Below are 26,738 nucleotides of genomic sequence, written 5' to 3' on the forward strand. Positions count from 1 at the left end.
CTGCATCTGGGGATATGGTCGCGACAGAGCGGCTATATCGTGACGCGAAGGCCGCTGGGCACTTTGTTGATGCACGGAGGTGGGCGCTGGTGGGTGCTATGGCCGACTCGGAGGTGCTATTTAAGGAGTATGTCGGCATCTACAAGACGTTGAGCTTTGAGTCACGGATGGCGGACGATGCGGTGATTCGAAAGAACTTAACTCGCCCAGGGGCTCGACAGTTGACTGTGGTACTTGGAATCCGCTCCTGATGTTTGGCCGATGGATCATGTGGCATCAGGCAGGCCCCAAGGGCCAAATTCGGGCTCTTTGCGCGTTAATTGATGATGGCTCATTCCATGAGCGACCTGATCGTCAAGATGGCTGCTCGCATTGCATGTTTTGCGGTGCTGGAGCCGAAGATGGACCCAAGAGAGTTGAAACAGTGGCTGAGTTCGGTGGCCCGGCTGACGGCGCGGCAGAAGGCTGAATTGCTCAAGGCCTTGGGGCACTTCTCAAAACCTCTCTCACACCTGACACCGGAATCGGTCACCATACAGGCCATGATCAGGCTCTTTGATCGTTAATTAGTGATGCTCTCCAGCCCAATTGCCAAAGCCAACAGTGGCGCGGACTTACGTGGGTTTTTGCTGGCGCGATCCAACGCACGGAACCACCCGAGGTAGCTCTGCAAGTAGTCCGTGGCCACGCCCTTGAATCGCGCAATCCAGCCCTTGAGGCGGCTGTGATATCCGTTGGCGTTCTGAATGTGCCAGGGCCCGCGCACCCGCTCGCCGGCGCTCATGTTGAGCGCCTCATGCTGAAGCTTCAGATCGATGGCGGCCGCCGCCATCGCCGCCGAGCCATCCGTGCACAGGATGGCGTCTGGGTGAAGGGTCGGCCGGAGTGCTTGCGTCAGGCAGTCCTTCGACACTGCGTCCAGCAAGAAGTCTGCCGTCGCACCCGAGCGGTCTCGGGCTACGAGGATAGGGATCAGGTCTTCGCCGCGCTGCGCGCGCGACACCCGCCCGCCGCGCTTGCGCGCCGGGCGGCCCGGGCGCTGGCCCTTGCTGGAGCGCAGGAAAAAGGTCTCATCGGCTTCCACCACGCCTGTGAGTGCTGCCGCCTTCACCGGCTGGGCCAGGCGCAGGAAGCGATGCCGCCAGCGGAACGCCGTGGAGGGCGCCACGTCCAGTGCGTCAGCACTCTGATGCACGCTCAGGCCCTGACACAGCACGTCTTGCTGCTTGAGCCACTTGGCCTTCAGACGCAGTCGGGCCAGCGGGGTGGCAGTCAGGGCATTGAAGCTGCGTCGGCAGGCGCGGCACTTGTAGCGCTGCAGCCCACTGGCGTTGCCGTTGCGCACGATGTGGGTGGCAGCGCAGTGCGGGCAGGCTGGGTGCACATCCAGGCGCGACTCCACCAGCGCGCGGACCTGGACTTCGTCTACGTCAGCCCCCAAGGCCTTGAGCAATTCAGCCTTCTGCCGCGCCGTCAGCCGGGCCACCGAACTCAGCCACTGCTTCAACTCTCTTGGGTCCATCTTCGGCTCCAGCACCGCAAAACATGCGATGCGAGCAGCCATCTTGACGATCAGGTCGCTCATGGAATGAGCCATCATCAATTAACGCGCAAAGAGCCCATGATCACACCCCGCATCAAGCCCTCGGCCTTCTGGCGCCGCCAGGCTTCATCTGACCTATTCGTTCAGGACCGACGTCAGGAGAAGATGGGCAGCTTCATCGCCAACCTCGCGGCGATGGACGAACTGGTGGACTTCGCAGCAGTTGCAGCTCAGGTGGAGGCAGCCTGCCCACGGCCCGACCGCAGCAAGGGTGGTCGCCCGCCGTACTCCACCGAGATCATGGTGCGGCTGGTGTTCATCCAGTCGCTGTACAACTTGAGCGACGAGGAGTGCGAGTACCAGGTGCTGGACCGCATGAGCTTCCAGCACTTTTGCCGGCTTGCAGGCGAGCTGCACATCCCGGACGCACGCACGCTGTGGCGCTTCAAGCAGCAACTGGCCCAGGGTGGCCTGGGCGGGAGGGCCATCTTCGAGGCCGTGAGCCAGCAACTGCAGGCTCACGGCTACATCCCGCGAGGCGGGCAGATCGTGGACGCCAGCATCGTGCAGGCGCCGGTCACGCACACCAAGAGCGAGGAGCGCGAAGCGCTCAATGAAGGGCAGGCCCCTGAGGGCTGGTCCTCCAAGAAGCTGCGCCACACCGACGTATGCGTCCGCCGAAGTCACCTTGAAGTCCGGTGACCGGAGTTGGATGCTTGTGTCCACGACCAAATTCGTGGACATATGGGCACTTCAGACTTGAGCACAGAGGAACCGAGGACACCGACTGGGCGTAGCTGGCGCCGGCATTCGGAAGAGTTCAAGACGCGAGTCATCGAGCTGGCGCGCCAGCCCGGCGTCTCGACGGCGGCGGTGGCTCTGGCCAACGGCCTCAACGCCAACATGCTGCGCCGCTGGGTTCGAGAGGCCGATGAGTGCGCCCCGAGCAGTGGACACAACGACACTGTGGCGGTGGTGCCGGCGTTTGTGCAGCTACCCATGCCGCAGGAGACGCCGCCCACCTTGCCACTAGCGTCGACGCAAGCGCCGAGCACCGTTGCGGTGGAGATCCGCCGTGGCGACACCACTGTTCAGGCCGAGCTGCAGATGGACGCGCGCAGCGCTGCCTGGCTGCGCGAGGTCCTGGGTTGATCCGCGTCGATGCCGTCTGGTTGGCGGTGCAGCCCTTGGACATGCGGCTGGGCACCGAGGCCGCACTGGCCCGCGTGGTCGGCATCTTCGGTGCCGCGCATCCTCACCACGCCTACCTGTTTGCCAACCGTCGCGCCAACCGCATGAAGGTCCTCGTGCACGACGGTATCGGCGTGTGGCTCGCGGCCAGGCGGCTCAACGCCGGCAGGTTCGTGTGGCCACTGGACGGTGCGAGCACGCTGAGCCTGACGCGCGTGCAGCTCGACGCGCTGGTGCTGGGCCTGCCCTGGCAACGCCTGGGCGAGGCCGGCATCATCCGCACGATATGAGCGTAGCTGCCCGAGGTCGGGCAATTGCGGGATATGCCGATGCGCTGAGTCGCTGCCTTCGGCACCATGACTCTCCATGATCAGCGCGCAGCAACTGGAAGCCTTGGACCCGCAGACGCGGCAGGCCGTGCAGTCGCTGCTCGCCCAGGTCCAGCAGCGTGACCACGAGCTCGCCTTCAAGCAGGCGCTCATCGACAAGCTCACGCACGAGATGGCGATCCTCAAGCGGATGAAGTTCGCCGCCACGAGCGAGCGCTTCGCCAGCACCCTCTCGCCCGAGCAGAGAAGCCTGCTGGAGGAGACGCTGGACACCGACATCCATGAGCTCGACGTCGAGCTGCAGCGTCATCGTAAGAAGGCCGACAAGAAGGACGAGGACGAGAAGAAGGCGCCCAAGCGCGCCCAGCTTCCCGCCCACCTGCCGCGCCGCGACGTGCCGCACGAGCCGGCGGATACGGCCTGTGGTTGCGGCCAGGCCATGCAGCGCATCGGCGAGGACGTGGCCGAGAAGCTGGACTACCAGCCCGGCGTGTTCACCGTTGAGCGCCACGTGCGTGGCAAGTGGGTCTGCAAGTGCTGCGAGCGCATCGTGCAGGCACCGGTGCCGGCCCACGTGATCGACAAGGGCATCCCGACCACCGGCCTGCTGGCCCACGTGCTGGTGGCCAAGTTCATGGACCACTTGCCCCTGTACCGGCAGGAAGCTGTGTTCGCGCGGGCCGGCCACGTGATCGCCCGCTCGACGCTGGCGGAGTGGGTGGGCGCCTGTGGCGCGCAGCTGCAGCCGCTGGTGCAGGCCCTGGCCGACGAACTGCGGCGCCACCTGGTGCTGCATGCGGACGAGACGCCGGTGGCCATGCTCAAGCCGGGCAACGGCAAGACTCACAAGGCCTACATCTGGTCGTACTGCACGCCGAGCACTAACCCCGTCAAGGCGGTGGTGTTCGAGTTCAGCGAGACCCGCAGCGGCGAGAACGTGCGCGACTTTCTGCAGCTTGAGACGCCCAACGCCTGGAAGGGCACGCTGGTCACCGATGGGTTCAGCGGCTACTCGGCCTGCGTCGACAAGGGCGTGACGTCGGCACAGTGCATGGCGCACAGCCGGCGCAAGTTCCATGAGCTGTGGGCCAACCATGGCAGCAAGGTCGGCGAGCAAGCGCTGCGCTTCTACCAAGCCCTGTTCCGCATCGAGCGCCAGGCCGAGAGCCTCACCAGCGAGGAGCGGCAGAGGATCCGGCAGCGCAAGTCACGACGGATCCTCGCCGTGTTCCACCGATGGTTGCTCGCACAGCGGCAGCTGGTGCCGCCCGGCTCCGCGACCATCAAGGCCATCGACTACAGCCTGAAGCGCTGGAAGGAACTCACGCACTTCGTGGGCGACGGCGACGTGCCGATCTCCAACAATTGGGTCGAGAACCAGATCCGCCCGATCGCGATCGGCAGATCGAATTGGCTCTTCGCCGGCAGCCTGCGAGCGGGCAAGCGCGCGGCGGCCATCATGAGCCTGCTGCACTCGGCCCGCATCAACGGGCACGACCCGTACGCCTATTTCAAGGACGTGCTGGATCGCTTGCCGACGCACCCGGCAAGCCGGATCGACGAGCTGCTGCCGCACCGCTGGTCACCGAGCTGAAGCCTCTTCGCCGCTGGACGCTGATTCCCACCCACGGTTTCAGGGGCGGGGCATGCGCGCCATATTCCGAACCGCAGCCGTCAAGGTGTGTTCGGCGGACGCATACACACCGACCGCGCCGCCCGCTGGACGAAGAAGCACGGCAAGAGCCACTACGGCGACAAGGTGCATGCCAACAGCGACGCGCGCTACAAGCTCATCCGCAAGATCAAGGTCACGCCGGCCAATGTGGACGACGGCCAGACCTTGAAGGACGTGCTGGACCCCAGCAACACCGGCAAACGCGTGCTGGCCGACCGGGGCTATGACAGCCAGGCCAACCGGGACCTGCTGCGAGAGCAGCAACTGCGAGACGGCATCGGCAGAAGAGCCCGGCCTGGGCAGCAGAAGCGTCAGCGGCTGGATGCACGCAACACGGCCATCAACCGCATCCGGGCCAGAGGCGAGCACGTGTTCGCGGGCCTGCAGCAGTTGGGTGGCAAGGTGGTGCGGGCCACGACGCTGGCTCGCAATGAACTGGCGAACACGCTCCAGTGCGTGGCCTACAACGTCAAGCGGCTGGTGTGGCTGGCCGCCCATGAGCCGGCGCATTGAGTGCCGCCAAGGGCGAGGTGCGCCCGCTGAGCCCGCAAAGCGGGAGATGAGGGGCCTGGCGGCCAGCTTCGATGGCTGAAACGGGCTTGTGCGGCCTCAATCCGAGGCTGCGGACATGCTCGCGCCTTCAGGTGCGGCGAGAACGGGGTTATGAGAAGTGCCCGTATGTGTCGGCGTCGGTGAATAAGCAGATCGGCGACACCTTCAAGGTAGGCAGCATGACCTTCTATAACACCGTGGCGCACGGGGTGTGGGGGTGTGCGGAAGCCAAGCTCAATGGAGGGGCCTGCAGTTCAGGCTTCCGGGGTGGATTGGCCGGGGCGGCGTTGTCCAACTATGCGGATTTGGAGTACAAGAAGGGTAGCGAAGGGGTCAACATCGCGGTAAACACGGCTATTCATGCGGTGACCGGTGGGTTGGCGTCGCTGGCGGGTGGGGGAAAGTTTGCGGAAGGGGCGAAAAGTGCGGCGTATGCGTACCTCTTTAATGCCCTGGGGCACAAGATCATCAAGGAGCTGTACGACCTCAGGAGCGGCCAATACGCAGGCGAACTGCTTGGACATCACAAGTTTGATGAGGCGCTGGCCCGCAAATACGACGACTACATGTCGCCCGATGCCGTCAACGCTGCGGCGACTGATCGAATCGGCCAGGGGTACACAAACACCGGATTGCCTAGTGATCCCCACGCGTGGAACGATGCGCACAAGGCTGCGATTCGTGCCCTCGATACGCAAATGGACGATTGGATTGCTTCTGGGAGGATCTCGAAGGATCAACCGATGACCCAGCGGCAATACTACGAGTTCATGAACGAGGCGAGCAGAGTTCCCGCGGTCAGCAATTTCTGGAAGTCGATACAGGAGTTTGTGGACCTGATGCAAAGCCGCGGGATTCAACCAAAACTGCGCGGCATGCCACGTGCTCGCGGTCTCTCTGAGTAGTCGCCATGAACGCCGACCTGCGTCATCAAGTCTTGGAGTTGAAGTTCGCCAAGCGATATGGCGAAGCAGTGGATCTTGTTCGACGTGCGGCCGAGGATGGCGACGTCGCAGCAAGGGTTATGTTGGCCCGGATGTGGGAGGCCGCTGGGCTATCCCGAGCGGAAGCCGATGAACACGTGGAGTTCGCTCATCGGCATCTTGAGCCGGTAGACATCATTGGGCACTTGGAGCTTTACGGCGCATATGCCGATGGCCTCGGTGGCATCGACTATGACCTCAAGGCTCGCAGAAGCTTCGAGCACCTATTGGTTGCGGCCGAGCGGGACGCCGGGCACACGTACTCGCTTGCGGTTGCGCGCGCGTACCGCACGGGAGGACTAGCTGTCCCTGTCGATATCGCAAAGGCTGCTTGGTGGTACAGGAAAGCGGCGGCGCAGGGAAGTCCAGACGCGCCGAGGGAACTGGAATCCCTTGATCGTTGAGCCGAACGGAGGTCTGGTCAGGTTCAGCTTCTTGCGTTGATGACCTCGATGGCTTGTGCCACGCTGACGATCCTGGCGCCCTGATGCTCGGTGACGGACAGAAGCGGCTTGCCCCCGGTGACGAGGGGATCGGCCTTGGCGGCGAGCGCGGTGAGCTACGACGACAGCGGCCGCCTGGCGACCCAGACCTATCCGACGGGGCTGCAGGTGGTCTACCGCTACAGTGATCTGGGCTTTGTGCAGAGCTTGAATCTGGGCACGGCGGTGGTGATCACGCCGCAAGCCGATGCCTCAGGCGTGGTGGCCCCGGGGGCCACTCTGGCCGCAGGCGCGGTGCTCTGGTCGGCCAAGACCTACAACGCTCGCGGTCAGGCTCAACAGTCCGGCTACGGTAACGGTGTGGTCAGTCAGTCCGGGTTTGACGGCTGGACTGGGCGACCCACGACGCTGGCGGCGGGATTGAGCGGTGGCACGGAGGTGCTCAGCCAGAGCTACGGATGGGACAACCTTGGCCGGCTCAGGACTCGCACCGATGCCAACGGCGCGGGCGGCGGGACCGGCGCGGTCACGGATGATCTGATCTACGACGAGTTGGGGCGGCTCAAGAGCTACACCGTCAGTGCGCCGCAGATGCCCAACCTGACGCGCACCGTGGAGTTGCGCTACAACGCCGGTGGCCAGTTGCTCTACAAGAGTGACGTGGGGATCTACAGCTATGGCGTGGCCGGACATGCACACGCGCTGGCAGCCATGGCCAGCACAACGGCGGGCATCGAGAGCGCCAGTTATGGCTATGACGCCAGCGGCAATCTGGTGAGTGCCACGGCGGGCAAGTACCGCGCGCTCACCTACACCAGCTTCAACCTGCCAGCCGGTCAGGGTGCCAACGGGACAGGGGCCTTGCAGGGGGCGCCGGGGGGCGCGGCTTACGGCTGGTATTACGACGAGAACCATCAGCGGCTCAAGGAAGTACGCAGCGATGCCAGCGGCACCCGCACGACCTGGATGCTGCATCCCGACGCGGCGGGAGGCTTGAGCTTCGAAACCGAGACGATGGTAGGCGCAGGCGCGACGACGACGCGCAACCGCCATTACCTGAGCGCTGGCGGCAGCAGCATCGGCGTGATCATCACAGCCGACGTGCTGCCGACGCTGGTGGCTGGGCAGACCGCACCGGTTGTGCTGAGCACGGTGACGGCGGTGAGGGTGGAGTACTGGCACAAGGACTCGCTGGGCAGCCTGATGGCCACGACGGACCACCGAGGAGTCGTGACGGCGCGCTACAGCTACGACCCGTTTGGCAAGCGCCGCCAGGCCAATGGGACGTATGACGCCGCTGGGGTGCTGGTGGTGGACTGGGTGGCTGCCGCCAACTACGGCACCGACCGTGGTTTTACAGGGCACGAGCATCTGGACGATGTGGGCCTGATCCACATGAACGGGCGGATCTACGACCCGACGGTGGGGGTGTTCCTGCAGGCAGATCCCATGATCCAGTCGGCGGACGATCTGCAGAACTACAACCGCTACGGGTACTGCTTCAACAACCCGATGACGTGTACGGACCCGACGGGCTATAGCTTCCTGTCCAAATGGGTGGGTTCGACGCTGATCGGCGGGGTGCTGGACTTCTTTGCGCCCGGGCTGGGCACCTTGCTGTCTTCGCTGTATCAGGTGCGGATGATTGCGCGTACGAAATTGGGGTACCAACTGGGCAGCATTGCCATCGGCGTGATGTCGGCGGTGTATTGCAAAGGGGCCGTTGCGCAATGCAATGCCCTGGGGCAGGCGGGCTGGGCAGCGTTGGCAGGGCATTCGGCATCGGATGTGATCCGCACCGGGGTGATGGCGTATGTGTCGGCCTCGGTGAATAAGCAGATCGGCGACACCTTCAAGTTGGGCAGCATGACCTTCTATAACACCGTGGCGCACGGGGTGTGGGGGTGTGCGGAAGCCAAGCTCAATGGAGGGGCCTGTAGTTCAGGCTTCCGGGGTGGATTGGCCGGGGCGGCGTTGTCCAACTATGCGGATTTGGAGTACAACAAGGGCAGCGAAGGGGTCAACATCGCGGTGAATACGGCGATTCATGCGGTGACCGGTGGGTTGGCGTCGCTGGCGGGAGGCGGAAGCTTCGCCGAAGGCGTCAGGTCTGCTGCGTACGCCTACCTCTTCAATCATCTGCTCCACATCTATGGTCTGCGCCGCGAAGGATCATCCAACATCTTCGGTCACTCTGCTACGGCGATCTCCGGTTCCGGTGTTTTTAGCTTTGGGAATGACACGCCGCTGGGGGCCTCGGTCACCGAATATGTGAGGGGTCAGTCAGAGGTGCGTGATCAGATCATTGTTTACATCCCTACGACTGCCGAGCAAGATCAATCCGCCCGCGAATACGTGTCCCAGTTCAGTGACTCGAAGCTGCCCCCCGGCAAGTTCGAGAGCATCGTGATGGACAATTGTGCGGTTCATTCCGTCAACGTGATGAATTCGGCCGGCGTGCTCGGGACGGATCAGTACAACCTCATCGCGCAGGCCGGCGTCCCGATTTTGCCGAGTACCGCATCAATGGCCGCAGGATCTATTCCCAATGCTGTCGTCATACGATTGCCGCAAGGGGCCGCGATGTCGCCGGCCCTGCAAAAGCTCTTGAGTGGGTTCGATAAAAAATGAGTATCCGTCCTGTTGTCATCGTCGGGTTGCTGCTGTCGTGCTTCTTCGGGAGCGGCTGCACGTCCCAGCGAGAAATCGATTTGATGTACGCCTCCAAGCGGGGAGACCTGACTTCGATGCATACGTTGATCGAAGCGGGGGCGCGGCTCAACGTGCATGGATTGGATGATTCGACCCCGTTGATCAGTGCGATCAGTGGGGATCAATACGAGGCCGTCCAGCTACTGCTCGAGGCTGGTGCCGACCCGAATTTCCCCAGTGGCGTCCTGACGCCGCTGTACTTCGCGCTGAGTGACGGGCGTACGGCGATCGCTTCTATTCTGATTCGGAAGAGCGCGCGGTTTGAGGTGCCAGAAAGTAATGTGCAGCTCTTTCGGGAGAAGGTGTGTGCTCGCGAAAAGGATGCCACTTTCATGGCTGTGTTGCGCGAGGCGGGATACACGTGCTCAGCTTAAGAGGGGCACTCTCAAAATCCGAAGTACAACACCTGCCAACCGGTAAGGTGTGAAGATGACGACGAGATACACGGAACTATAGGCTGAAGATCGGGTGACCATGGCGGCGCTGCGCCAACAAGGACGGAGTCAACGGCAGATTGCTGCGGTTTTGGATCGCAGTCCGGCGCCCGTGAGCACGGAACTCAGGCGCAATTCCCGTGACGTGGGCTTTTCGTCGAACGCGGCGCAGCGCTTGAGCACTGAGCGGCGTGTTGCATCTCGGCCCATCGCGGGGAGGCAGTGCAAGGACTTCGAGGATCTGCAAACTCGCCCTGTGCGCAAGCGCAAGGTGCCACCCATCGACACGCCCCATCGTGGTCACGCGGGCTCCTGCGGCTCGCGGGCTCGATCCGACTGACACCGAAACACCGGGCCTGGTGCGTGTTGCTTCGTCGAACGGGTAGCGAGAGGTACCACCACGCCGGTGGTTCGCATGTCTAGCATGCGGTTGGCGACGGCCGGCCGTCACCAACCGCCGCCCGTGAAACCGACCAGCCAAGTGAATCCGCGTTGACTCAACCCGGATTCACCCCTCCATTCAAGCCTTCTTCAGCGCCTCGCTGTTAAACGGCAACTGCCGCAGCCGCTTGCCAGTGGCGGCGAAGATGGCATTGGCCACGGCCGGCGCAATCGGCGGCGTTCCCGGCTCCCCGATGCCACCCGGCGCTTCGTTGCTGTTGACGATATGCACCTCCACCTTGGGCATCTCATTCATGCGCAGCACCGGATAGTCGTGGAAGTTGCTCTGTTCCACCTTGCCATCCTTGAAGCTGATGCGGCCATACAGCGCCGCCGTCAGCCCATACACCACTGCACCTTCGATCTGCCGGGCGATGGTCTGCGGGTTCACCGTCTGGCCGCAGTCCACCGCCGCCGTCACCTTGTGCACACGGATGGCGCCATCGTCGCCCACCGACACCTCCGCGACTTCCGCCACAAAGGTGCCGAAACTCTCGGCCACCGCCACGCCCCGGAAATGCCCCTTTGGTGCGGGCGTCTTCCAGCCGGCCTTGGACGCCGCCAGTTCCAGCACGCCCTTGGCCCGAGGTTGTTTGTCCAGCAGGGCCAGGCGGTATTGCAGCGGGTCAGCCTTGGCCGCGTGCGCCAGCTCATCGATGAAGCTTTCGATGAAGAAGGCATTTTGCGAATGGCCCACCGAGCGCCAGAACCACACCTGCGGCCCCGGCTCGGCGCGGCCATAGAGAATGCGCTGGTTCGGGATGCTGTAGGGATGGTCCGCCAGACCCTCAACCGCCATGCTGTCCACGCCGCTGTCCGGAATCTTCATGAAGCCGGAGGCCGCCATGATGGACGGGCTGGCCACTTCGGCCTTCAGCTGCGAAGGGCGGCCACGGTCATCCAATGCCGCCGCAAAACGCACGCGGGAGGTGGGGCGATAGAAGCCAGCCGCCATGTCGTCTTCACGCGCGTAGATCAGCTTGACCGGGCTGCCACTGATCTTGGACAGCAAGGTGGCGTCGATGGTGAAGTCGGGCGCAAAGCGGCGGCCAAAGCCTCCGCCCAGCAGCAGCGTGTTCACCTTGACCTTGGCCGGGGTCACCTGCGCCACATGCCCCAGAATGCCCTGGGCCGGCCCCTGGCTTTGTGTGCCCGCCCAGATGGTGACCGAGTCGCCCTGCACCCAGGCCAGGCAGTTCAGCGGCTCCATGCAGGCATGCGCCAGGTAGGGCACGTCGTATTGCGCTTCGATGCGCGCCGCAGCGGCGTCGGGCATCTGACCTTCCTCGCGCGCCACGGCCTTGGCGTCTTTCAGGGCCTGATCCAGCGTGGCCGAGATCTTGTCCTGCGACAAGTCGGCATGTGGGCCCAGGTCCCATTCCACCGCCAGCGCATCCCGCCCCTGGCGGGCCGCCCAGTAGCCGTCCGCCAGCACCGCCACGCCAGAGGGCAGGGTGATGACCTTGCGCACGCCCGGAATGGCCTTGGCCTTGGTCTCGTCAAAGGCTTTGGGTTTGGCCCCGGCGATCGGCGCACGGGCCATCACCGCAATCAGCATGCCGTCCACCTGGGCATCGATGCCGAACTTGGCGGTGCCGTTGATCTTGGCCGCGCTGTCCAGGCGACGTGTGGGTTTGCCCATGATGCGGAAGTCCTTGCGGTCCTTCAGCGTGGGTTTTTCCGGGACGGGCAGCGTGGCGGCCACGCTCACCAGCGAGCCGTAGCTGGCTTTCTTGCCGCCGGGGCCAATGACCTGGCCGCGCTCGGTGCGCAGCGCGCTGGCCGGCACCTTCCATTGCTGAGCCGCTGCCGCCACCAGCATCTGGCGAGCGGCGGCGCCGGCCTGGCGCACGGGAGTCCAGTGGGCACGCACGGTGGTGCTGCCGCCGGTGGCCTGCATGCCAAACATCGGATTGTTGTAGGCCTGGTCCACAGGCGCCTGTTCCACGCTCACCTGCGACCAGTCGGCATCCAGCTCCTCGGCCACCATCATGGGAATGGCGGTGAGCACGCCCTGGCCCATTTCGGCGGAGCCGCACACCACGGTGACACGGTTGTCCGGCGTGATGCGCAGCCAGGCATTGGGCGCGAAGGTATTGGTGGCGGAGGCGTTGGCTGTAGGGGCGGCCTGGGCCAGACGGCCGCCGGCCAGCGGCAGGGTGAACGACAGACTCAGGGCCGCGCCGCTCTTGAGCAGCGAGCGGCGGCTGGCGCCGGTCGGGTTCAGGATCTCGGTGCTCATGCCTTGCCTCCATGACCCAGTTGGGCGGACGCATCATGAATGGCCGCGCGGATCTGGTTGTAGGTGCCGCAGCGGCAGAGGTTGCCGCTCATGGCGTTGTCGATGTCGGTGTCGGTGGGCTTGCGGTTGCCGGCCAACAGCGCGGTGGCGCTCATGATCTGGCCGCTCTGGCAGTAGCCGCACTGCGGCACGTCAATCTTGAGCCAGGCGTATTGCACGGCTTTGCCGGCCGGCGTGGCGCCAACGCCTTCGATGGTGGTGATTTTCTTGCCGGCCGCTGCTTCCAGCGGGGTCTGGCAGGAGCGGACCGGTTGGCCGTCCAGATGCACGGTGCAGGCGCCGCACAAGGCCATGCCGCAACCGAATTTCGTGCCGGTGAGTTGCAGTTGTTCACGCAGGGCCCACAGCAGGGGCATTTGCGGGTCGGCTTCCAGCGCGACCGGCGTACCATTGACCGTCAGCTTGATCGTCATGTCTCTCCTCCGGGGGGCATGCCTCGGCCGATCCGGTCCCGGATGGGCGACGGCGCCGGGGCGAAGGAGGGCAAGCGTATCCCGAAACGCCGGGGCGTGCTTGCCTGATCCTCCGAGCGGCTTGCGTGATTGCGCGGGGCTGGGGCGGCCCATTTGGGACCTTGCCGGGAGGATCAAAGTTGCGGGCGTTGGGGACTGCGGCCCTAAGTCCTGCTGCCCCGAAAACCGGGGCCTTGGACACCGTGGCGGTCAGTGCCGGGGCGATGAAGCCGCCGCCGTGCCAGAGGCCGGTACGGAGCCTGGTGTCGAGACCACGCCGATCGGAATGGCACCGCGGCCGGAAGGTTTGTAGGTGTCGTCCGCCGGAGGTGGGGCGGGGGCCCGCTTGGCGGTGTTGGCGCGAGCGGCGGAGAACATGGTGGCCGCGCCCTCACGAAGCTTGGTGGCGAAGAACAAACCGGCCACGGCCAAGCCGATGGCCACGATGCCGGCGATGATTTTGACGGGGGAAAACTGCTGCATGAGGTGCCTTGGAGAAGCGGCAAGGGTAACAAACTCCGCAGGCCAGGCCGGTGCGGCGGGAGTCGGGCAACGCCCGGGCGGAAGCGTCCAGTGCAACGCCCAGCGTCAGTCTCGGTGTAGCGCCCCATTGAAGGCCCGATGCTAGGCCCGGCAGCAATGATCAGGTTTTTGATGCGTGGCCTGCGCGTGTTCGCGTGGTCAGCCTTCTCCGCCATGGGCCGCGGCCAGCGCCTCGCTCACTTGCGTCTTGAGCCGGCGCAAGGCCAGCAGTTCATGGTCCGGCGCCTGCAGGGCCGGCCACAGCAGGGCCACCAGATCGCGCGCCGCACGGTCCACCTGGATTTCCCGCCCGGCGATGATCACTTCCCAGAGCATGTGCTCCATCGGCCCGAAGACCAGGGACCGCAGCAGGCGCAGCGGAATGTCCTGGCGCACCTCGCCCGAGGCCTGCCCGCGCGACAGCAGATCCATCAGCGGGGCGGTATAGCGCCGCTGCAACTCCACAAATGCCGCACCGAAGGACTGTCCGTCATCCTGGCTCAGGGTGAGCGTGGCTTCGCGCTTGCGGCCTTCCGACAGCACCAGTTCACAAAGGCCGGTGCCCTGGATCAGGAACAGTCGCAGGTGGGTGTGCACCACGAATTCCAGCTGGTCCCGGATGGGCCGCTCTCGCGGCAGACCGGTTTCAATGGCCTCGATGATCTCGTCATACCAGTCCCCGATCACCCGCATGCAGAGCTCGCGTTTACCCCGGAAATAGGTGAAAACGGTGGCCTCGGAAATCCCCAGCCGTTGGGCAATCTCGGTGGTGGTGGTCCGTTCGTACCCACGCTCGGCAAACACCGCCCGGCTCTCGCGCAGGATGTCCCGCACCCGTTGGCCGGCCTTGGCGCCGACAGGCGAGCGCCGCTGCGAGGGCAGGCTCTGGGTGGCGGTCGTGGTGGTCGTGGCGGCGGCGACCGGATCCTGGGAGGTCTGGGAAGTGCGGGAGGTCCGGGAGGTGCGGGAAGGGGCATTGGCACGCATGGTGCGCGATTGTGCTGAGTAATTGAGCTTGACTCAAGTATTGTTGTTGAGGCCGCGCTTCTCGCTTATGCTTCGTGCCTCATCTGGCTGCTGACACCCTGGTGGCTTGGTGCGGTGCTCGCCCACCCGGCGGGCGCTGACGAATTGAGCCACACTCACAAAGCCTTGCCGCCGCACCCGCAGGAGGCGGGCGCCCAGGAGACTTCATGCCCGTGCTGTCCACCCAGCTGAATGCCCGCTCGGCCGACTTCAAGGCCAATGCCGCTGCCATGCGCGCCCTGATCAATGATCTGAACGCCAAGCTGGCCGCCATTGCGCAGGGCGGCGGTGAGGCGGCGCGGGCCAAGCATGTGGCACGCGGCAAGCTGCTGCCGCGTGACCGGGTGGAACAGCTGCTGGACCCGGGCACGCCTTTCCTCGAAATCGCTCCGCTGGCGGGCCTGGACCTGTATGACAACGCCGCGCCGGGGGGCGGGGTGATTGCCGGCATCGGCCGTGTGTCCGGTGTGGAATGCGTGATCGTCTGCAACGACGCCACGGTCAAGGGCGGCACCTACTACCCGATCACCGTCAAGAAGCACCTGCGGGCCCAGGAGATTGCCGACCAGAACCGGCTGCCCTGCGTCTATCTGGTGGATTCGGGCGGCGCCAACCTGCCCAACCAGGACGAAGTGTTTCCCGACCGGGATCACTTCGGCCGCATCTTCTTCAACCAGGCCAATCTGTCCGCCAAGGGCATTCCGCAGATCGCCGTGGTGATGGGCTCCTGCACGGCCGGCGGTGCCTATGTGCCGGCCATGAGCGACGAGACCGTCATCGTGCGCAACCAAGGCACCATCTTCCTGGGCGGCCCGCCGCTGGTCAAAGCCGCCACCGGCGAGGTGGTGAGTGCGGAAGACCTGGGCGGGGGCGATGTCCACACCCGTCTGTCCGGTGTGGCGGACCATCTCGCCGAGGACGATACCCATGCCCTGGCGATCGCCCGGCAGTCGATTGCACGCCTGAACTGGCGCAAGCAGGGCGAGCTGCTGATGCAGCCCGCGCGGGCGCCGCTGCATGATGCCACCGAGTTGCACGGCGTCATCCCCACCGACACCCGCAAGCCCTTTGATGTGCGCGAGGTCATCAGCCGTGTGGTGGATGGCAGCGAATTCGATGAATTCAAGGCCCGTTATGGCAACACGCTGGTCTGCGGCTTCGCCCACATCGAGGGCATGCCGGTGGGCATCGTGGCCAACAACGGCATCCTGTTCGCCGAAAGCGCCAACAAGGGCGCCCACTTCATCGAACTGTGCTGCCAGCGCAAGATTCCGCTGGTGTTCCTGCAGAACATCACCGGCTTCATGGTGGGTCGCAAATATGAAAACGAAGGCATCGCCCGTGCGGGCGCCAAGATGGTGACGGCGGTGGCCTGCGCCCAGGTGCCCAAGTTCACCGTCATCATCGGCGGCAGCTTCGGTGCCGGCAATTACGGCATGTGCGGCCGGGCTTATTCCCCGCGCTTCCTGTGGATGTGGCCCAACGCCCGGATTTCGGTGATGGGCGGCGAGCAGGCTGCTTCGGTGCTGGCCACACTGCGCCGGGATGGCATTGAAGCCAAGGGGGGGCAATGGAGCGCGGACGAAGAAGAGGCCTTTAAATCACCCATCCGCGCGCAGTATGAGTCGCAGGGCCACCCTTACTACGCCAGCGCCCGCCTCTGGGACGACGGTGTGATCGACCCGGCTGACACGCGCCGCGTGCTGGCGCTGGGGCTGTCCGCCGCCTTGAATGCGCCGGTGGCGGAGACCCGTTTCGGCGTGTTCCGCATGTGAAGATCAGGGCTCCGTCACTCGCCCAACTGCTTGCTCATGACCTCAGCCATCCACATCCGTCCCCTCACCGCCTCCGACTCGCTGGAAGCGCTCACCGCGTTGCTGCACCAGGCCTATGCGTCGCTGGCCGCGCAGGGGTGGAACTTCACCGCCGTGGACCAGCCGGTGTCGCTCACCGCCAAGCGTGTGGCGTCGGGGCAATGTTTTCTGGCAGAGGAGATGGATTCCCAAGGCCAGCGGCGTCTGGTGGGCACGGTGATGGTGCGTGGTCCCTACCGGCCAGGCGTCGACGCCTGGAGCCTGGACACGCCCTGTTTTACCGACCCGGCCAACGCCATCCTGTCGCAACTGGCCGTGCATCCGGACTGCCGGGGGCAAGGGCTGGGAGAGCGCCTGATGGATATCGCCGAAGCCTGGGCGCGCGAGCGGGGTTATCAGGCCGTGGCGCTGGACACGGCGATGCCGGCCCTCGCGCTGCGCCAGCGGTATGAACGCCGCGGCTATGTAACGGTGGGGGAAGTGCAGTGGGAAGGCAAGACCTATCGCAGCGTGCTGATGCGCAAACCGCTGTCCTCTGCCCCGTCCCCGTCCCCGTCCCCGCTGGAGACGGATGCCGCATGAGGCCGCTGGTTGCCACCCACCAGCGGTTGAGGAGGGCGGGCGGGCTCGTCCTCGGCATGACCTTGGGGTTGGCCGCTCTTGGCACGTGGGCCGGACCCCGGCCACAGCACCCGGTGGATGAGCGGCAGGCCGGGCGGCCCCTATCGGCATCGACGTCCGCCTCGGTGCCCGCTTCGGTACCCGTCCGCACCGCCGGTCCCTGGGCGCCCGATCTGCGGGAGCGGATCGACCCTGTGCCGGTGCGTGTCGTGGATGCGCAGGGGCGGATGGTGGCGGGTGAACTGCCGGTGACGGTGTTCAGGCCCGCCGGACCGGGGCCATTTCCGCTGGCCGTCATCAGTCATGGCCGCGACTGGCGCCAGCGCGCCCACTATCAGCGCCAGCGGTATGAGTCGGCGGCGCGCTTTTTTGTCCGCAAGGGGTATGCCGTCGCGGTGCCGTTGCGCCTGGGTTATGGGGAACTGGCTGCAGCCGGTGACCCGGAATCCACCCTCAGTTGCGATCATCCGCGCTATGCGGAGGCCCTGGGCGCCGCGGGCCAGCAGATCGCCAGTGTGGTGCGATTCATGGTGAAACAGCCGGACATCGAAGCTTCCCGCACGGTGCTGGTGGGGCAGTCGGTGGGCGGCATGGCATCGCTGGCGGCGCTGGCTGCATTGCAGTCGCCGGTGCATCCCCCATCGTCGCAGCCACTGCAGACGTCCCAGGCCGAATTCGACGTGCCCATGCCGTCGATCCTGGCCGTCATCAACATCTCCGGCGGCCATGGGGGCCGCCCGGACGGTGCCGGATCCCCCTGCCGTCCCGATCTGCTCAAGCAGGAGCTGGCGCGGCTGGGCCGTCTGCAGCATCAGCAGCCCGAGGCAGCAGTTCCCACCCTGTGGCTGTACGCCGACAACGATCGATTCTTCGGCGCGCACTGGCCGACCCAATGGGCGCAGGCCTATCAGGAAGCCGGTGGGCGGATGAGCTGGCGTTCGCTGCCGCCGGTCGGCCAGGACGGGCACCGGCTCTTCACCGAGGCCAACGACGTCTGGCAGCCGGTGGTGGATGCCTTCCTGCGGCCGCTGGGGGTCGAGATTCCCGGCGCACTGCCGTATCCGCCAGAGGACGACCGGGGTTGGGTCGATGTGGGCGACCTGTCCGCGCTGCCCACCTCCACGCCGGAACTGCAGCGCCTGTACCGCGCCTTTCTGGCAGCGCCGCTGCCTCGCGCCTTTGCCATGAATGGCCAGACCCGCTCCGCCTTTGCCACCGGTGACGACGCCTCGTCGCGCGCCTTGGCGAGGTGCGAAGAGGGCGCGCAGGCGGAAACCCCTTGCCACCTGTACGCGGTCAATCGCACTGTTGTCTGGAGCCCGCCAAGACCATGACCCCGCCCCCCTTGATTCCCTTGCCCTCGTTGCCCTCATCCCTCACGACGCTGCGACTCACCCGCGACGGCGCCGTGGCCCGCGTCACCCTGGCCCGTCCGGAGGTGCGCAATGCCTTCAACGACATCGTCATTCAGGAACTGACCCAGACCTTCGAGGCCCTGGCCCAGGACCCTTCGCTGCGTGCCGTGGTGCTGGCGGCTGAAGGCAAGGCCTTCTGTGCCGGCGCGGACCTCAACTGGATGAAGGCCATGGCCGGGTACAGCTGGGAAGACAACCATGCGGATGCCGCACGCCTGGCCCACATGCTCTGGACCCTGTATCGCTGCCCGGTGCCGGTGATCGCGCAGGTGCAGGGCGATGCCTATGCGGGCGGCGTGGGCCTGGTGTCGGTGTGCGATATCGTGGTGGCGGTGGACACTGCCGGCTTCTGCCTGTCCGAGGCCAAGCTGGGCCTGTTGCCGGCCACCATCGCCCCGTATGTGGTGCGGGCGATGGGAGAACAGTCTTCGCGGCGATACTTCGTCACCGCTGAACGGTTCTCCGCGGCCGAGGCTCACCGCCTGGGCCTCGTGCATGAGTTGGTCACCGCCGACACACTGGAAGAGACCGTGCAGGGCCTGTGCACCGCGCTGGTGGCCAATGGCCCGATGGCCGTGCGGGCCTGCAAGCGGCTGGTTCAGGACGTGGCGCATGCGCCGCTCACCGAGGCACAACGCGACGACACCGCCCGTCGTATCGCCGACATCCGCGCCAGCGCGGAAGGACGCGACGGCGTGCAGAGTTTCCTCACCAAGTCCCGACCTGGCTGGCTGGCCTGATTCCGACCCGAGTTTTCGATTTCCGTTTCCATGTCCGAAGCAGTACAACAAGACTGGCAACGCCGCAGCCTCCGCGCGGTGTGGCATCCCTGCACCCAGATGGCGCGTGCCGAGCGCGTGCCGCCGCTGCCCATTGCACGCGGGCAGGGCCCGTGGCTGTTTGATCATCAGGGGCGTCGATATTTCGATGCCAACAGTTCGTGGTGGGTGAACCTCTTCGGCCATGCCGATCCGGCGCTGAACGACGCCATCAAGCATCAGCTCGACACCCTGCCGCACGTGATGCTGGCCGGCTGCACCCATGAGCCGGCCGTGCGGCTGGCCGAGCGGCTCTCTGCCCGCACCGGCGGGGCGCTGGGCCATCTGTTCTTCGGCAGCGATGGGGCGAGTGCGGTGGAGATCGCACTCAAGCAGAGCTTTCACAGCTGGCGCAACCGCGGGCGTGGGTCCAAGCGCGAATTCGTCTGCCTTCGCAATGGCTATCACGGGGAAACCATCGGTGCGCTGGCCGTGACCGATGTGGCCATCTTCCGCGATGCCTACGACCCCTTGCTGATGCGTGCCCACATCGTCAACTCGCCGGACCAGCGGCTGGGCAATGAGCAGGCCGCGCTGGACGACATGCGGGCACTGCTGAGCGAGCGGTCGCAGCAGATTGCGGCTGTCATCGTGGAGCCGCTGGTGCAGGGCGCTGCCGGCATGGTGATGCATGCACCGTCGTATCTGCGCCGCCTGCGCCAGCTTTGCCGCGAGTTCGACGTGCATCTGATCGCTGATGAGATCGCTGTCGGCTGCGGCCGTACGGGGACCTTCTTTGCGTGGGAGCAGGTCAGCCCGCTGCCCGGTACGGCGGCTTCGGATGAGACCCCCGCGACCCCCGCGACCCCCGCGACCCCGGCCACGGGCGCTGACTGGCCCGACTTCCTGCTGCTGTCCAAGGGCATCACTGGCGGCACCTTGCCGCTGTCGCTGGTGCTGACGACCGATGAGGTCTATCAGGCCTTCTGGTCGGAAGACGTCACGCGCGGCTTCCTGCATTCCCACAGCTACACGGGCAACCCGCTGGCCTGTGCCGCCGCCAATGCGGTGCTGGATCGTTTTGATGCCGGCCAACTGGCGGTCAACCAGCAGCAGGCGGCGCATCTCACCGCCGCCTTTGCACCCTTGGCGGCGCATCCGCAGGTGGCGCATCTGCGTCAGCGCGGCACCATCCTGGCGTTCGATGTGAAGCCCGCCATTGAACGCTTCTCCGAGCGCTTCCACCTGGCTGCGCGTGAGCATGAACTGCTGATCCGCCCCATCGGCCAGACGGTCTATCTGATGCCTCCCTACCTCGTGGATGAGGCCAGCGCCCAGTTCCTGGCCTGCGCCGTGCAGGACTCGCTGCAGGAGGTGCTGCATGCTGCTTGACCACCTGCAGTCCAAACTCGACGCGTTGAAGGCGCAGAGCCTGACGCGTTTCACCCGTGTGGCCGAAACCGGCACCGCGCCGCGACAGATCGTCCGTGGGGCGGACGGGCAGGCGCGGGAGCTGCTGATGTTCTGCAGCAATGACTACCTTGGCCTGGCGGCCCATCCGGCGATTGCGCGGGCACTGGCGGAAGGCGCGGACATCTATGGCGGCGGTTCGGGCGCGTCGCCGCTGGTGAGTGGGCATTCCCGTGCGCATCACGATGTGGAAGCGCAATTGGCCGACTGGTTCTCGCCCTGGATCCCACAGGCACGGGCCATCGGCTTTTGCACCGGCTACATGGCCAATCTGGCGGTGGTGGCAACACTGGGCGATGCCCAGGCGGAAATTTTCAGCGAGACGCTCAACCATGCCTCGCTGATCGACGGCACCCGGCTGGCCAAGGCCAAGGTCACGCGCTACGCCCATGTGGATCTGCAGGACCTGCGCACGCAGCTCGCCGCCAGTTCCGCCCGCATCAAGCTGATCGTCACCGATGCGGTGTTCAGCATGGATGGCGACATCGCGCCGCTGCCCGGGTTGCTGGCGCTGGCCGAAGAATTCGATGCCTGGCTGATCGTGGACGATGCCCACGGCCTGGGCGTGCTGGGTGAGGGCGGCGCGGGCTCGCTGGAGCACTTTGGTCTGCGTAGCGAGCGGCTGATCGTCATGGGCACACTGGGCAAGTCCGCCGGCCTGGCCGGGGCGTTTGTGGTGGCTCATTCCACGATCATCGACTACCTGCTGCAGGCGGCCCGCAACTACATCTTCTCGACGGCTTCGCCCCCGGCGGTGGAGCATGCGCTGCTGACCAGCCTGGCGCTGATGCGCAGTGCGGAAGGGCGCGCCCGTCGCGAACACCTGATCGGCCTGCAGGCCCGCCTGCGCCGAGGCATCGAGGCGCTGCTGGACCGGCATCCCCAACTGCCCTGGCGCCTGGCCGCCTCCAGCACCCCCATCCAGCCGCTGATCATCGGCGGCAATGCCGAGGTCATGGCCCTGGCCGCCGCGCTGGAGCAGCAAGGCCTGCGCGTGCCCGGCATCCGGCCGCCCACCGTGCCCAAGGGCGAAGCGCGCTTGCGCATCACCTTGTGTGCCACCCATACCGATGACGATGTCGACCGCCTGGTCGCTGCCCTGGAGGCCTGCGCATGAGCGCTCCCCAATCCCCCGCAGTCCCCAGGTTCCCTGGGTTCTTCATCACCGGCACCGACACCGAGATCGGCAAGACCTGCATCACGGCCGGCCTGACGCAGGCCTTCCAGCAGCTTGGACGCCGTGTGGCGCCGATCAAATCGCTGGCGGCCGGGCAGAGCCAGGATGCGCAGGGCGCCTGGGTCAACGAAGATGTGGCCCAGCTGCATGCCGCGCAGACCCTGGGCCTGAGCACCGATGAGGTGGGCCCGCTGCAGTTTCGTGAACCCTGCGCGCCCCACATTGCGGCCCGCCTGGAAGGCCGCAGCATCGACCGCGAAGCCCTGCTGGCGGCCATTGCCACGACGGCCGCCAAGGCTGACCTGTCCTTGGTGGAAGGCGTGGGTGGTTTCCGCGTGCCCCTCACGGACACCTGGGACACCGCCGACCTGGCCGTCGATCTGGGCCTGCCGGTGGTGCTGGTGGTGGGCCTTCGCCTGGGCTGCATCAGCCATGCCTTGCTGACGGCCGAAGCCATCCTGGCGCGTGGCCTGCGGCTGGCCGGCTGGGTGGCGAACACCGCCGACCCGCATCAACCCCATGTGGCGGACAATCTGTCCGCATTAAGCGCGCGCCTGAACCCGATCACGGGCGGGCCGTGCTGGGGCCATGTGCCCCGATTGACCCATCCCTCTCCTGCGGCCGTGGCCGCGTACCTGCAGCAGCCCCTGCTGCTGAACGCCTTGAAAGCATGACGATGAAGCAGACCGTCAACCAGATCCAGACGCTGACGCCCACCACCAACGAGCAGCGCCGTAACGCCAAGCCCTGGACGGTGAATGAGATCGCAGCCCTGTTCGAGCTGCCGTTCAACGACCTGCTCTTCCGCGCGCAGCAAGTCCACCGTGAGAACTTCGATGCGAATGCGGTGCAGCTGTCCACGCTGCTGTCGATCAAGACTGGCGGCTGCGAAGAGGACTGCAAGTACTGCCCGCAGTCGGCCCACTTCGACACCGGCCTGAAGGCCGAAAAGCTGATCCCGCTGGAAGAAGTGCTGGAAGCCGCTCGTGCCGCCAAGGCCAGCGGAGCCACCCGCTTCTGCATGGGCGCGGCCTGGCGCTCGCCCAAGGAACGACATCTGGAAGCCATCGGCGAGATGATCACCGAGGTGAAGGCCATGGGCCTGGAAACCTGCCTGACCGCCGGCATGCTGGCCGATGGGCAGGCTGAACAGCTGCGTGATGCGGGCCTGGACTACTACAACCACAACCTGGACACGTCGCCCGAGTTCTACGGCCAGATCATCACCACCCGCACCTATCAAGACCGGCTGGACACGCTGGACCGTGTGCGCGGCGTGGGCCTGAAGGTCTGCTCCGGCGGCATTGTCGGCATGGGTGAAACCCGTCGTCAGCGTGCCGGCCTGATCGCCCAACTGGCCAATCTGGAGCCCTATCCGGAATCGGTGCCCATCAACAACCTGGTGCAGGTGGAAGGCACGCCGCTGGCTGGCACCGAGGCCCTGGACCCGTTTGAATTCATCCGCACGATCGCGGTGGCGCGCATCACCATGCCGCGCGCGATGGTCCGTCTGTCGGCCGGCCGCGAAGAGATGCCCGAAACCATGCAAGCGCTTTGTTTCCTGGCCGGTGCCAACAGCATGTTCTACGGCGACAAGCTGCTGACCACCAGCAACCCTCAGGCCGAGAAGGACCGCAAGCTGATCGACCGCCTGGGCATGCATTGCGCCATTGAGGCCGAGCTGAGCGCGGACGCGCCGGTGAGCGCAGAAGCGACCACCAGCACTGCGGGCGCCTGCGGCCACTGCCACTGACCGGTCCGGCCCTGTAGGGATGACGGGCCCGCAGTCGGCCCGCCCCCAAGGGCGCAGGGCCCGCCCCCGAGGGCGCAGACCCCAGCCGCGTCGGGCGGCTTGATTCCCGACCACCACCACCGGAGCGTGCCGGCAGCCGCAGCCACAAGCGGCGGCGTGACCGGCAGCCGGGGCTTGAGGAGACAACCTTGTTCAAGAAGATCCTGATTGCCAACCGCGGCGAGATCGCCTGCCGCGTGGCCGCCACGGCACGACGCCTGGGCGTCAAAACCGTGGCGGTGTATAGCGATGCCGACGAGCAGGCGCGCCATGTGCGGGCCTGTGACGAGGCTGTGCACGTCGGTGGTTCCGCGCCGCGCGACAGCTACCTGCAATGGCAGCGCATCCTGGACGCTGCGCGCCAGACGGGCGCGGAGGCGGTGCATCCGGGCTATGGCTTTCTGAGTGAAAACGAAGAATTTGCCCAGGCCTGCGCCGATGCCGGGCTGGTGTTCATCGGCCCGCCGCCGTCCGCCATCCGTGCCATGGGGCTCAAGGCCGAATCCAAGCGGCTGATGGAACAGGCGGGGGTGCCCTTGGTGCCGGGGTATCACGGTGCCGATCAGGACCCGGCGCTGCTGCGCCGCGAGGCCGCGCGCATCGGATATCCGGTGCTCATCAAGGCCAGCGCCGGGGGCGGTGGCAAGGGCATGCGGGCGGTGCAGCGCGAAGAAGACTTTGATGCGGCCCTGGCCTCCTGCAAGCGCGAGGCGATCAGCAGCTTTGGTGACGACGCCGTGCTGATCGAGCGGTATGTCCAGCGCCCGCGCCACATCGAGATTCAGGTGTTTGGGGACGGCCACGGCCAGTGCGTCTATCTGTTTGAGCGGGATTGCTCGGTGCAGCGCCGTCACCAGAAGGTGCTGGAAGAAGCACCGGCGCCTGGCATGACGGCCGAGCGGCGTGCCGACATGGGAGCGGCCGCTGTTGCCGCTGCCCGTGCGGTGGGGTATCAAGGGGCAGGCACGGTGGAGTTCATCGCCGAGCAGGATGGCCGCTTCTACTTCATGGAGATGAACACCCGGCTGCAGGTGGAGCATCCCGTCACCGAGGCCATCACCGGGCTGGACCTGGTGGAGTGGCAGTTGCGCGTGGCCGCTGGGGAGCCGCTGCCGCTGCGGCAGGAAGATCTGCGCATCCACGGCCATGCCATTGAGGCCCGCATCTGCGCGGAACACCCGGATGGTGGGTTCCTGCCCGCGACCGGCCGTCTGGCCGTGGCCCGCTGGCCGGCGCATGACGCCTTTCGGCCAGCGGCGGTGCGCATCGATTCCGGGGTCGGTGAGGGGGACGAGATCAGCCCCTACTACGACTCGATGATCGCCAAGCTGATTGTGCATGGCGACACGCGCGAGCAGGCCTTGGCGCGCCTGGATGCCGCGCTGCGGGACACGCATATCGTCGGGCTGCACACCAACCTTGCATTCCTTCGGCGCTGTGCCGCCACCGCGTCCTTCACCAGCGGGGACGTCGACACCGCCCTGATTGAACGCGAACGCGCGGTGCTGTTTGACCAGCCCGGGCTGGCGGTGGCGCAGTCGGCGGCGGCCGTGGTGGCCCACACATTGGCGGAAGAGGCCCTCACCGAAGGGGCAGATCCCTGGAGCCGTCGGGATGGCTGGCGTCTTTTCGGTGCGGCTCAGCGTCGGTTCGAGCTGGAGATGCAGGGCGTGCATCACACCGTGCTGCTGGCCCGCCATCACGAGGGGGGACTGTCGCTGACGGTCCAAGGGCAGGAGATGCCACTGAGGGTTCGCTCGGACGGAGCCGAATCGCACGAGCTGTTCCTGGCGGGGCAGCGGGTGCAGGTGCGCACCTACAAGGTCGGTGATCAGGTGGCGGTGTTTGGGGCAGAAGGTTCCGCGCTGGTCACCGAAGTGGATGTCATCGCCCACGCGGGCACAGGCGGAACGGAAGGCGGGCGGCTGAGTGCGCCGATGCCGGGCAAGCTCATCGCGTTCCTGGCCCAGCCCGGGGAACCGGTCAGCAAGGGCCAGCCGCTGGCGGTGATGGAGGCGATGAAGATGGAGCACACCATCACCGCGCCGCGTGACGGCGTGGTGGACGAATTGCTGTTTGCAGTGGGCGACCAGGTCGGCGATGGCGCCGAGCTGCTGCGCCTGCGTGCCCAGGCCTGAAAGGATCCGCATCATGAGTCATTGGCCAACCCGGGTCACCCTGGTGGATGTCGGGCCGCGTGACGGCCTGCAGAACGAGCAGGCGCAGGTCGGCACGGCGGACAAGGCGCGGCTGGTCTCCCTGCTGCAGGACGCCGGTCTCAAGGAGATCGAGGTCACCAGCTTCGTCTCGCCGAAGTGGGTGCCGCAGATGGCGGACAACACCGAGGTGATGGCGGCGGTGGAGCGGCGCCCCGGCGTGCGCTACAGCGTGCTGGTGCCCAACATGAAGGGGCTGGAAGCGGCGCTGCCAACACAGCCGGATGAAGTGGTGGTGTTTGCCGCCGCCTCGGAGGCCTTCTCCCAGAAGAACATCAACTGCTCGATTGCCGAGAGCATCGAGCGTTTTGCGCCGGTGGTGGCGGCCGCCCATGAGGCGGGGTTGAAGGTGCGCGGGGCGTTGTCCTGTGCGGTGGGCTGCCCGTATCAGGGGGCCGTCTCGCCGGACGAGGTCGATCGGGTGGCGGGCCTGCTGAGATCGGTGGGGGTGGACCATCTGGGTGTGGCCGACACGATAGGTGTGGGGACAGCGCGCCAGGTGCAGGCCGCCATGGAACGCGCGCTGCGGCATTTCCCGCTGGTGGAGGTGAGTGGGCATTTCCACGACACCTATGGCCAGGCGCTCACCAACATCTTTGCCTGCCTGGAGATGGGCGTACACAGTTTTGATGCCAGCATTGCGGGGCTGGGGGGCTGCCCTTATGCCAAGGGTGCGACCGGCAACGTGGCGACCGAAGAGGTGGTGTTCATGCTCAACGGGCTTGGTATTGAGACTGGCATTGACCTGGACCGTCTGGTGGATGCGGGAGCGTTTATTTCCGGGGTGCTCGGGCGCGCGCCCGCTTCGCGCGTGGCGCGGGCGGTGCTGGCGAAGCGGCAGGCTTAGAGGCCAGCCGTAAAGGTCAGCCG

At 65.9% G+C, this 26,738-nt stretch carries 26 protein-coding genes; 21 read left to right on the forward strand and 5 right to left on the reverse strand.

Going from position 1 to position 26,738, the window contains the following annotated elements; all coding sequences use genetic code 11:
- Window positions 1–338: 338 nt before the first annotated feature.
- Window positions 339–566 carry a hypothetical protein gene (locus OU995_RS08315; RefSeq protein WP_267830950.1) on the forward strand — a complete coding sequence of 76 codons (228 nt, stop codon included), beginning with the start codon at window positions 339–341 and terminating at the stop codon, window positions 564–566.
- Here the strand turns inward: OU995_RS08315 and OU995_RS08320 are convergent.
- Window positions 563–1,522 carry an IS1595 family transposase gene (locus OU995_RS08320; RefSeq protein WP_267836210.1) on the reverse strand — a complete coding sequence of 320 codons (960 nt, stop codon included), beginning with the start codon at window positions 1,520–1,522 and terminating at the stop codon, window positions 563–565. The genes OU995_RS08315 and OU995_RS08320 overlap by 4 nt on opposite strands.
- A 99-nt stretch (window positions 1,523–1,621) precedes the next feature.
- On the opposite strand from OU995_RS08320, the gene OU995_RS08325 reads away from it, so the two are divergent.
- The 10 genes from OU995_RS08325 to OU995_RS27545 all read left to right on the forward strand — a co-directional run bounded on the left by OU995_RS08325 (window position 1,622) and on the right by OU995_RS27545 (window position 10,202).
- Complete coding sequence (locus OU995_RS08325) at window positions 1,622–2,245, forward strand: transposase (protein ID WP_267835058.1); 624 nt, start codon at window positions 1,622–1,624, stop codon at window positions 2,243–2,245.
- 57 nt (window positions 2,246–2,302) lie between these two features.
- Window positions 2,303–2,695 (forward strand): transposase, encoded by a 393-nt coding sequence (locus tag OU995_RS08330; protein WP_267833237.1) that lies wholly within the window; start codon window positions 2,303–2,305, stop codon window positions 2,693–2,695.
- Window positions 2,692–3,024, forward strand: a complete 333-nt coding sequence (gene tnpB, locus OU995_RS08335; RefSeq protein ID WP_267833238.1) for an IS66 family insertion sequence element accessory protein TnpB — start codon at window positions 2,692–2,694, stop codon at window positions 3,022–3,024. The genes OU995_RS08330 and tnpB overlap by 4 nt, the downstream gene beginning before the upstream one ends.
- Before the next feature lie 76 nt (window positions 3,025–3,100).
- A complete protein-coding gene (gene tnpC / locus OU995_RS08340; RefSeq protein WP_267833239.1) occupies window positions 3,101–4,657 on the forward strand; it encodes an IS66 family transposase in 1,557 nt (518 codons plus the stop codon).
- Window positions 4,658–4,744: 87 nt separating this feature from the next.
- Window positions 4,745–5,251 carry a transposase gene (locus OU995_RS08345; protein ID WP_267835059.1) on the forward strand — a complete coding sequence of 169 codons (507 nt, stop codon included), beginning with the start codon at window positions 4,745–4,747 and terminating at the stop codon, window positions 5,249–5,251.
- 179 nt (window positions 5,252–5,430) lie between these two features.
- Complete coding sequence (locus tag OU995_RS08350; RefSeq protein WP_267835060.1) at window positions 5,431–6,195, forward strand: hypothetical protein; 765 nt, start codon at window positions 5,431–5,433, stop codon at window positions 6,193–6,195.
- A 5-nt stretch (window positions 6,196–6,200) separates the two neighbouring features.
- Window positions 6,201–6,677 carry a hypothetical protein gene (locus tag OU995_RS08355; RefSeq protein ID WP_267835061.1) on the forward strand — a complete coding sequence of 159 codons (477 nt, stop codon included), beginning with the start codon at window positions 6,201–6,203 and terminating at the stop codon, window positions 6,675–6,677.
- 150 nt (window positions 6,678–6,827) lie between these two features.
- Window positions 6,828–9,347 (forward strand): RHS repeat domain-containing protein, encoded by a 2,520-nt coding sequence (locus OU995_RS08360; protein WP_267835062.1) that lies wholly within the window; start codon window positions 6,828–6,830, stop codon window positions 9,345–9,347.
- The gene (locus OU995_RS08365; protein ID WP_267835064.1) at window positions 9,344–9,802 is read left to right on the forward strand and encodes an ankyrin repeat domain-containing protein; all 459 of its coding nucleotides are present in this window, start codon (window positions 9,344–9,346) and stop codon (window positions 9,800–9,802) included. Before OU995_RS08360 ends, OU995_RS08365 begins: the two co-directional genes overlap by 4 nt.
- Before the next feature lie 94 nt (window positions 9,803–9,896).
- Window positions 9,897–10,202 carry a helix-turn-helix domain-containing protein gene (locus tag OU995_RS27545; RefSeq protein WP_420714834.1) on the forward strand — a complete coding sequence of 102 codons (306 nt, stop codon included), beginning with the start codon at window positions 9,897–9,899 and terminating at the stop codon, window positions 10,200–10,202.
- A 180-nt stretch (window positions 10,203–10,382) separates the two neighbouring features.
- On the opposite strand, the gene OU995_RS08370 is transcribed toward OU995_RS27545, so the two are convergent.
- From OU995_RS08370 to OU995_RS08385, 4 genes are all read right to left on the reverse strand, one after another.
- The gene (locus OU995_RS08370; protein WP_267835065.1) at window positions 10,383–12,545 is read right to left on the reverse strand and encodes a xanthine dehydrogenase family protein molybdopterin-binding subunit; all 2,163 of its coding nucleotides are present in this window, start codon (window positions 12,543–12,545) and stop codon (window positions 10,383–10,385) included.
- Window positions 12,542–13,018 (reverse strand): (2Fe-2S)-binding protein, encoded by a 477-nt coding sequence (locus tag OU995_RS08375; protein WP_267835066.1) that lies wholly within the window; start codon window positions 13,016–13,018, stop codon window positions 12,542–12,544. Before OU995_RS08375 ends, OU995_RS08370 begins: the two co-directional genes overlap by 4 nt.
- A 249-nt stretch (window positions 13,019–13,267) precedes the next feature.
- A complete protein-coding gene (locus OU995_RS08380) occupies window positions 13,268–13,540 on the reverse strand; it encodes a hypothetical protein (RefSeq protein ID WP_267835067.1) in 273 nt (90 codons plus the stop codon).
- A 198-nt stretch (window positions 13,541–13,738) separates the two neighbouring features.
- Entirely contained in the window at window positions 13,739–14,566 is an 828-nt protein-coding gene (locus OU995_RS08385; protein WP_267835068.1) for a TetR/AcrR family transcriptional regulator, read from the reverse strand.
- Between the two features lie 206 nt (window positions 14,567–14,772).
- On the opposite strand from OU995_RS08385, the gene OU995_RS08390 reads away from it, so the two are divergent.
- The 10 genes from OU995_RS08390 to OU995_RS08435 all read left to right on the forward strand — a co-directional run bounded on the left by OU995_RS08390 (window position 14,773) and on the right by OU995_RS08435 (window position 26,715).
- Window positions 14,773–16,380, forward strand: a complete 1,608-nt coding sequence (locus OU995_RS08390; RefSeq protein WP_267835069.1) for a carboxyl transferase domain-containing protein — start codon at window positions 14,773–14,775, stop codon at window positions 16,378–16,380.
- Window positions 16,381–16,416: 36 nt separating this feature from the next.
- Complete coding sequence (locus OU995_RS08395) at window positions 16,417–17,001, forward strand: GNAT family N-acetyltransferase (RefSeq protein ID WP_267835070.1); 585 nt, start codon at window positions 16,417–16,419, stop codon at window positions 16,999–17,001.
- Window positions 16,998–18,374, forward strand: a complete 1,377-nt coding sequence (locus tag OU995_RS08400) for a hypothetical protein (protein WP_267835071.1) — start codon at window positions 16,998–17,000, stop codon at window positions 18,372–18,374. Before OU995_RS08395 ends, OU995_RS08400 begins: the two co-directional genes overlap by 4 nt.
- Entirely contained in the window at window positions 18,371–19,195 is an 825-nt protein-coding gene (locus tag OU995_RS08405; protein ID WP_267835072.1) for an enoyl-CoA hydratase/isomerase family protein, read from the forward strand. The genes OU995_RS08400 and OU995_RS08405 overlap by 4 nt, the downstream gene beginning before the upstream one ends.
- A 30-nt stretch (window positions 19,196–19,225) precedes the next feature.
- Entirely contained in the window at window positions 19,226–20,605 is a 1,380-nt protein-coding gene (locus OU995_RS08410) for an aspartate aminotransferase family protein (protein WP_267835073.1), read from the forward strand.
- A complete protein-coding gene (gene bioF, locus OU995_RS08415; protein WP_267835074.1) occupies window positions 20,595–21,800 on the forward strand; it encodes an 8-amino-7-oxononanoate synthase in 1,206 nt (401 codons plus the stop codon). Before OU995_RS08410 ends, bioF begins: the two co-directional genes overlap by 11 nt.
- Window positions 21,797–22,534: a dethiobiotin synthase gene (bioD, locus tag OU995_RS08420; protein ID WP_267835075.1), complete on the forward strand. Its 738-nt coding sequence runs from the start codon at window positions 21,797–21,799 to the stop codon at window positions 22,532–22,534. The genes bioF and bioD overlap by 4 nt, the downstream gene beginning before the upstream one ends.
- Window positions 22,531–23,613 (forward strand): biotin synthase BioB, encoded by a 1,083-nt coding sequence (gene bioB, locus OU995_RS08425; RefSeq protein WP_420714836.1) that lies wholly within the window; start codon window positions 22,531–22,533, stop codon window positions 23,611–23,613. The genes bioD and bioB overlap by 4 nt, the downstream gene beginning before the upstream one ends.
- A 188-nt stretch (window positions 23,614–23,801) precedes the next feature.
- On the forward strand, window positions 23,802–25,790 hold the full coding sequence (locus OU995_RS08430; protein ID WP_267835077.1) for an acetyl-CoA carboxylase biotin carboxylase subunit: 1,989 nt from the start codon (window positions 23,802–23,804) through the stop codon (window positions 25,788–25,790).
- A gap of 13 nt (window positions 25,791–25,803) precedes the next feature.
- A complete protein-coding gene (locus OU995_RS08435; protein WP_267835078.1) occupies window positions 25,804–26,715 on the forward strand; it encodes a hydroxymethylglutaryl-CoA lyase in 912 nt (303 codons plus the stop codon).
- Window positions 26,716–26,738 lie beyond the last annotated feature (23 nt).

It is taken from the genome of Roseateles sp. SL47, assembly GCF_026625885.1.
Taxonomy (GTDB): Bacteria; Pseudomonadota; Gammaproteobacteria; order Burkholderiales; family Burkholderiaceae_C; genus Roseateles.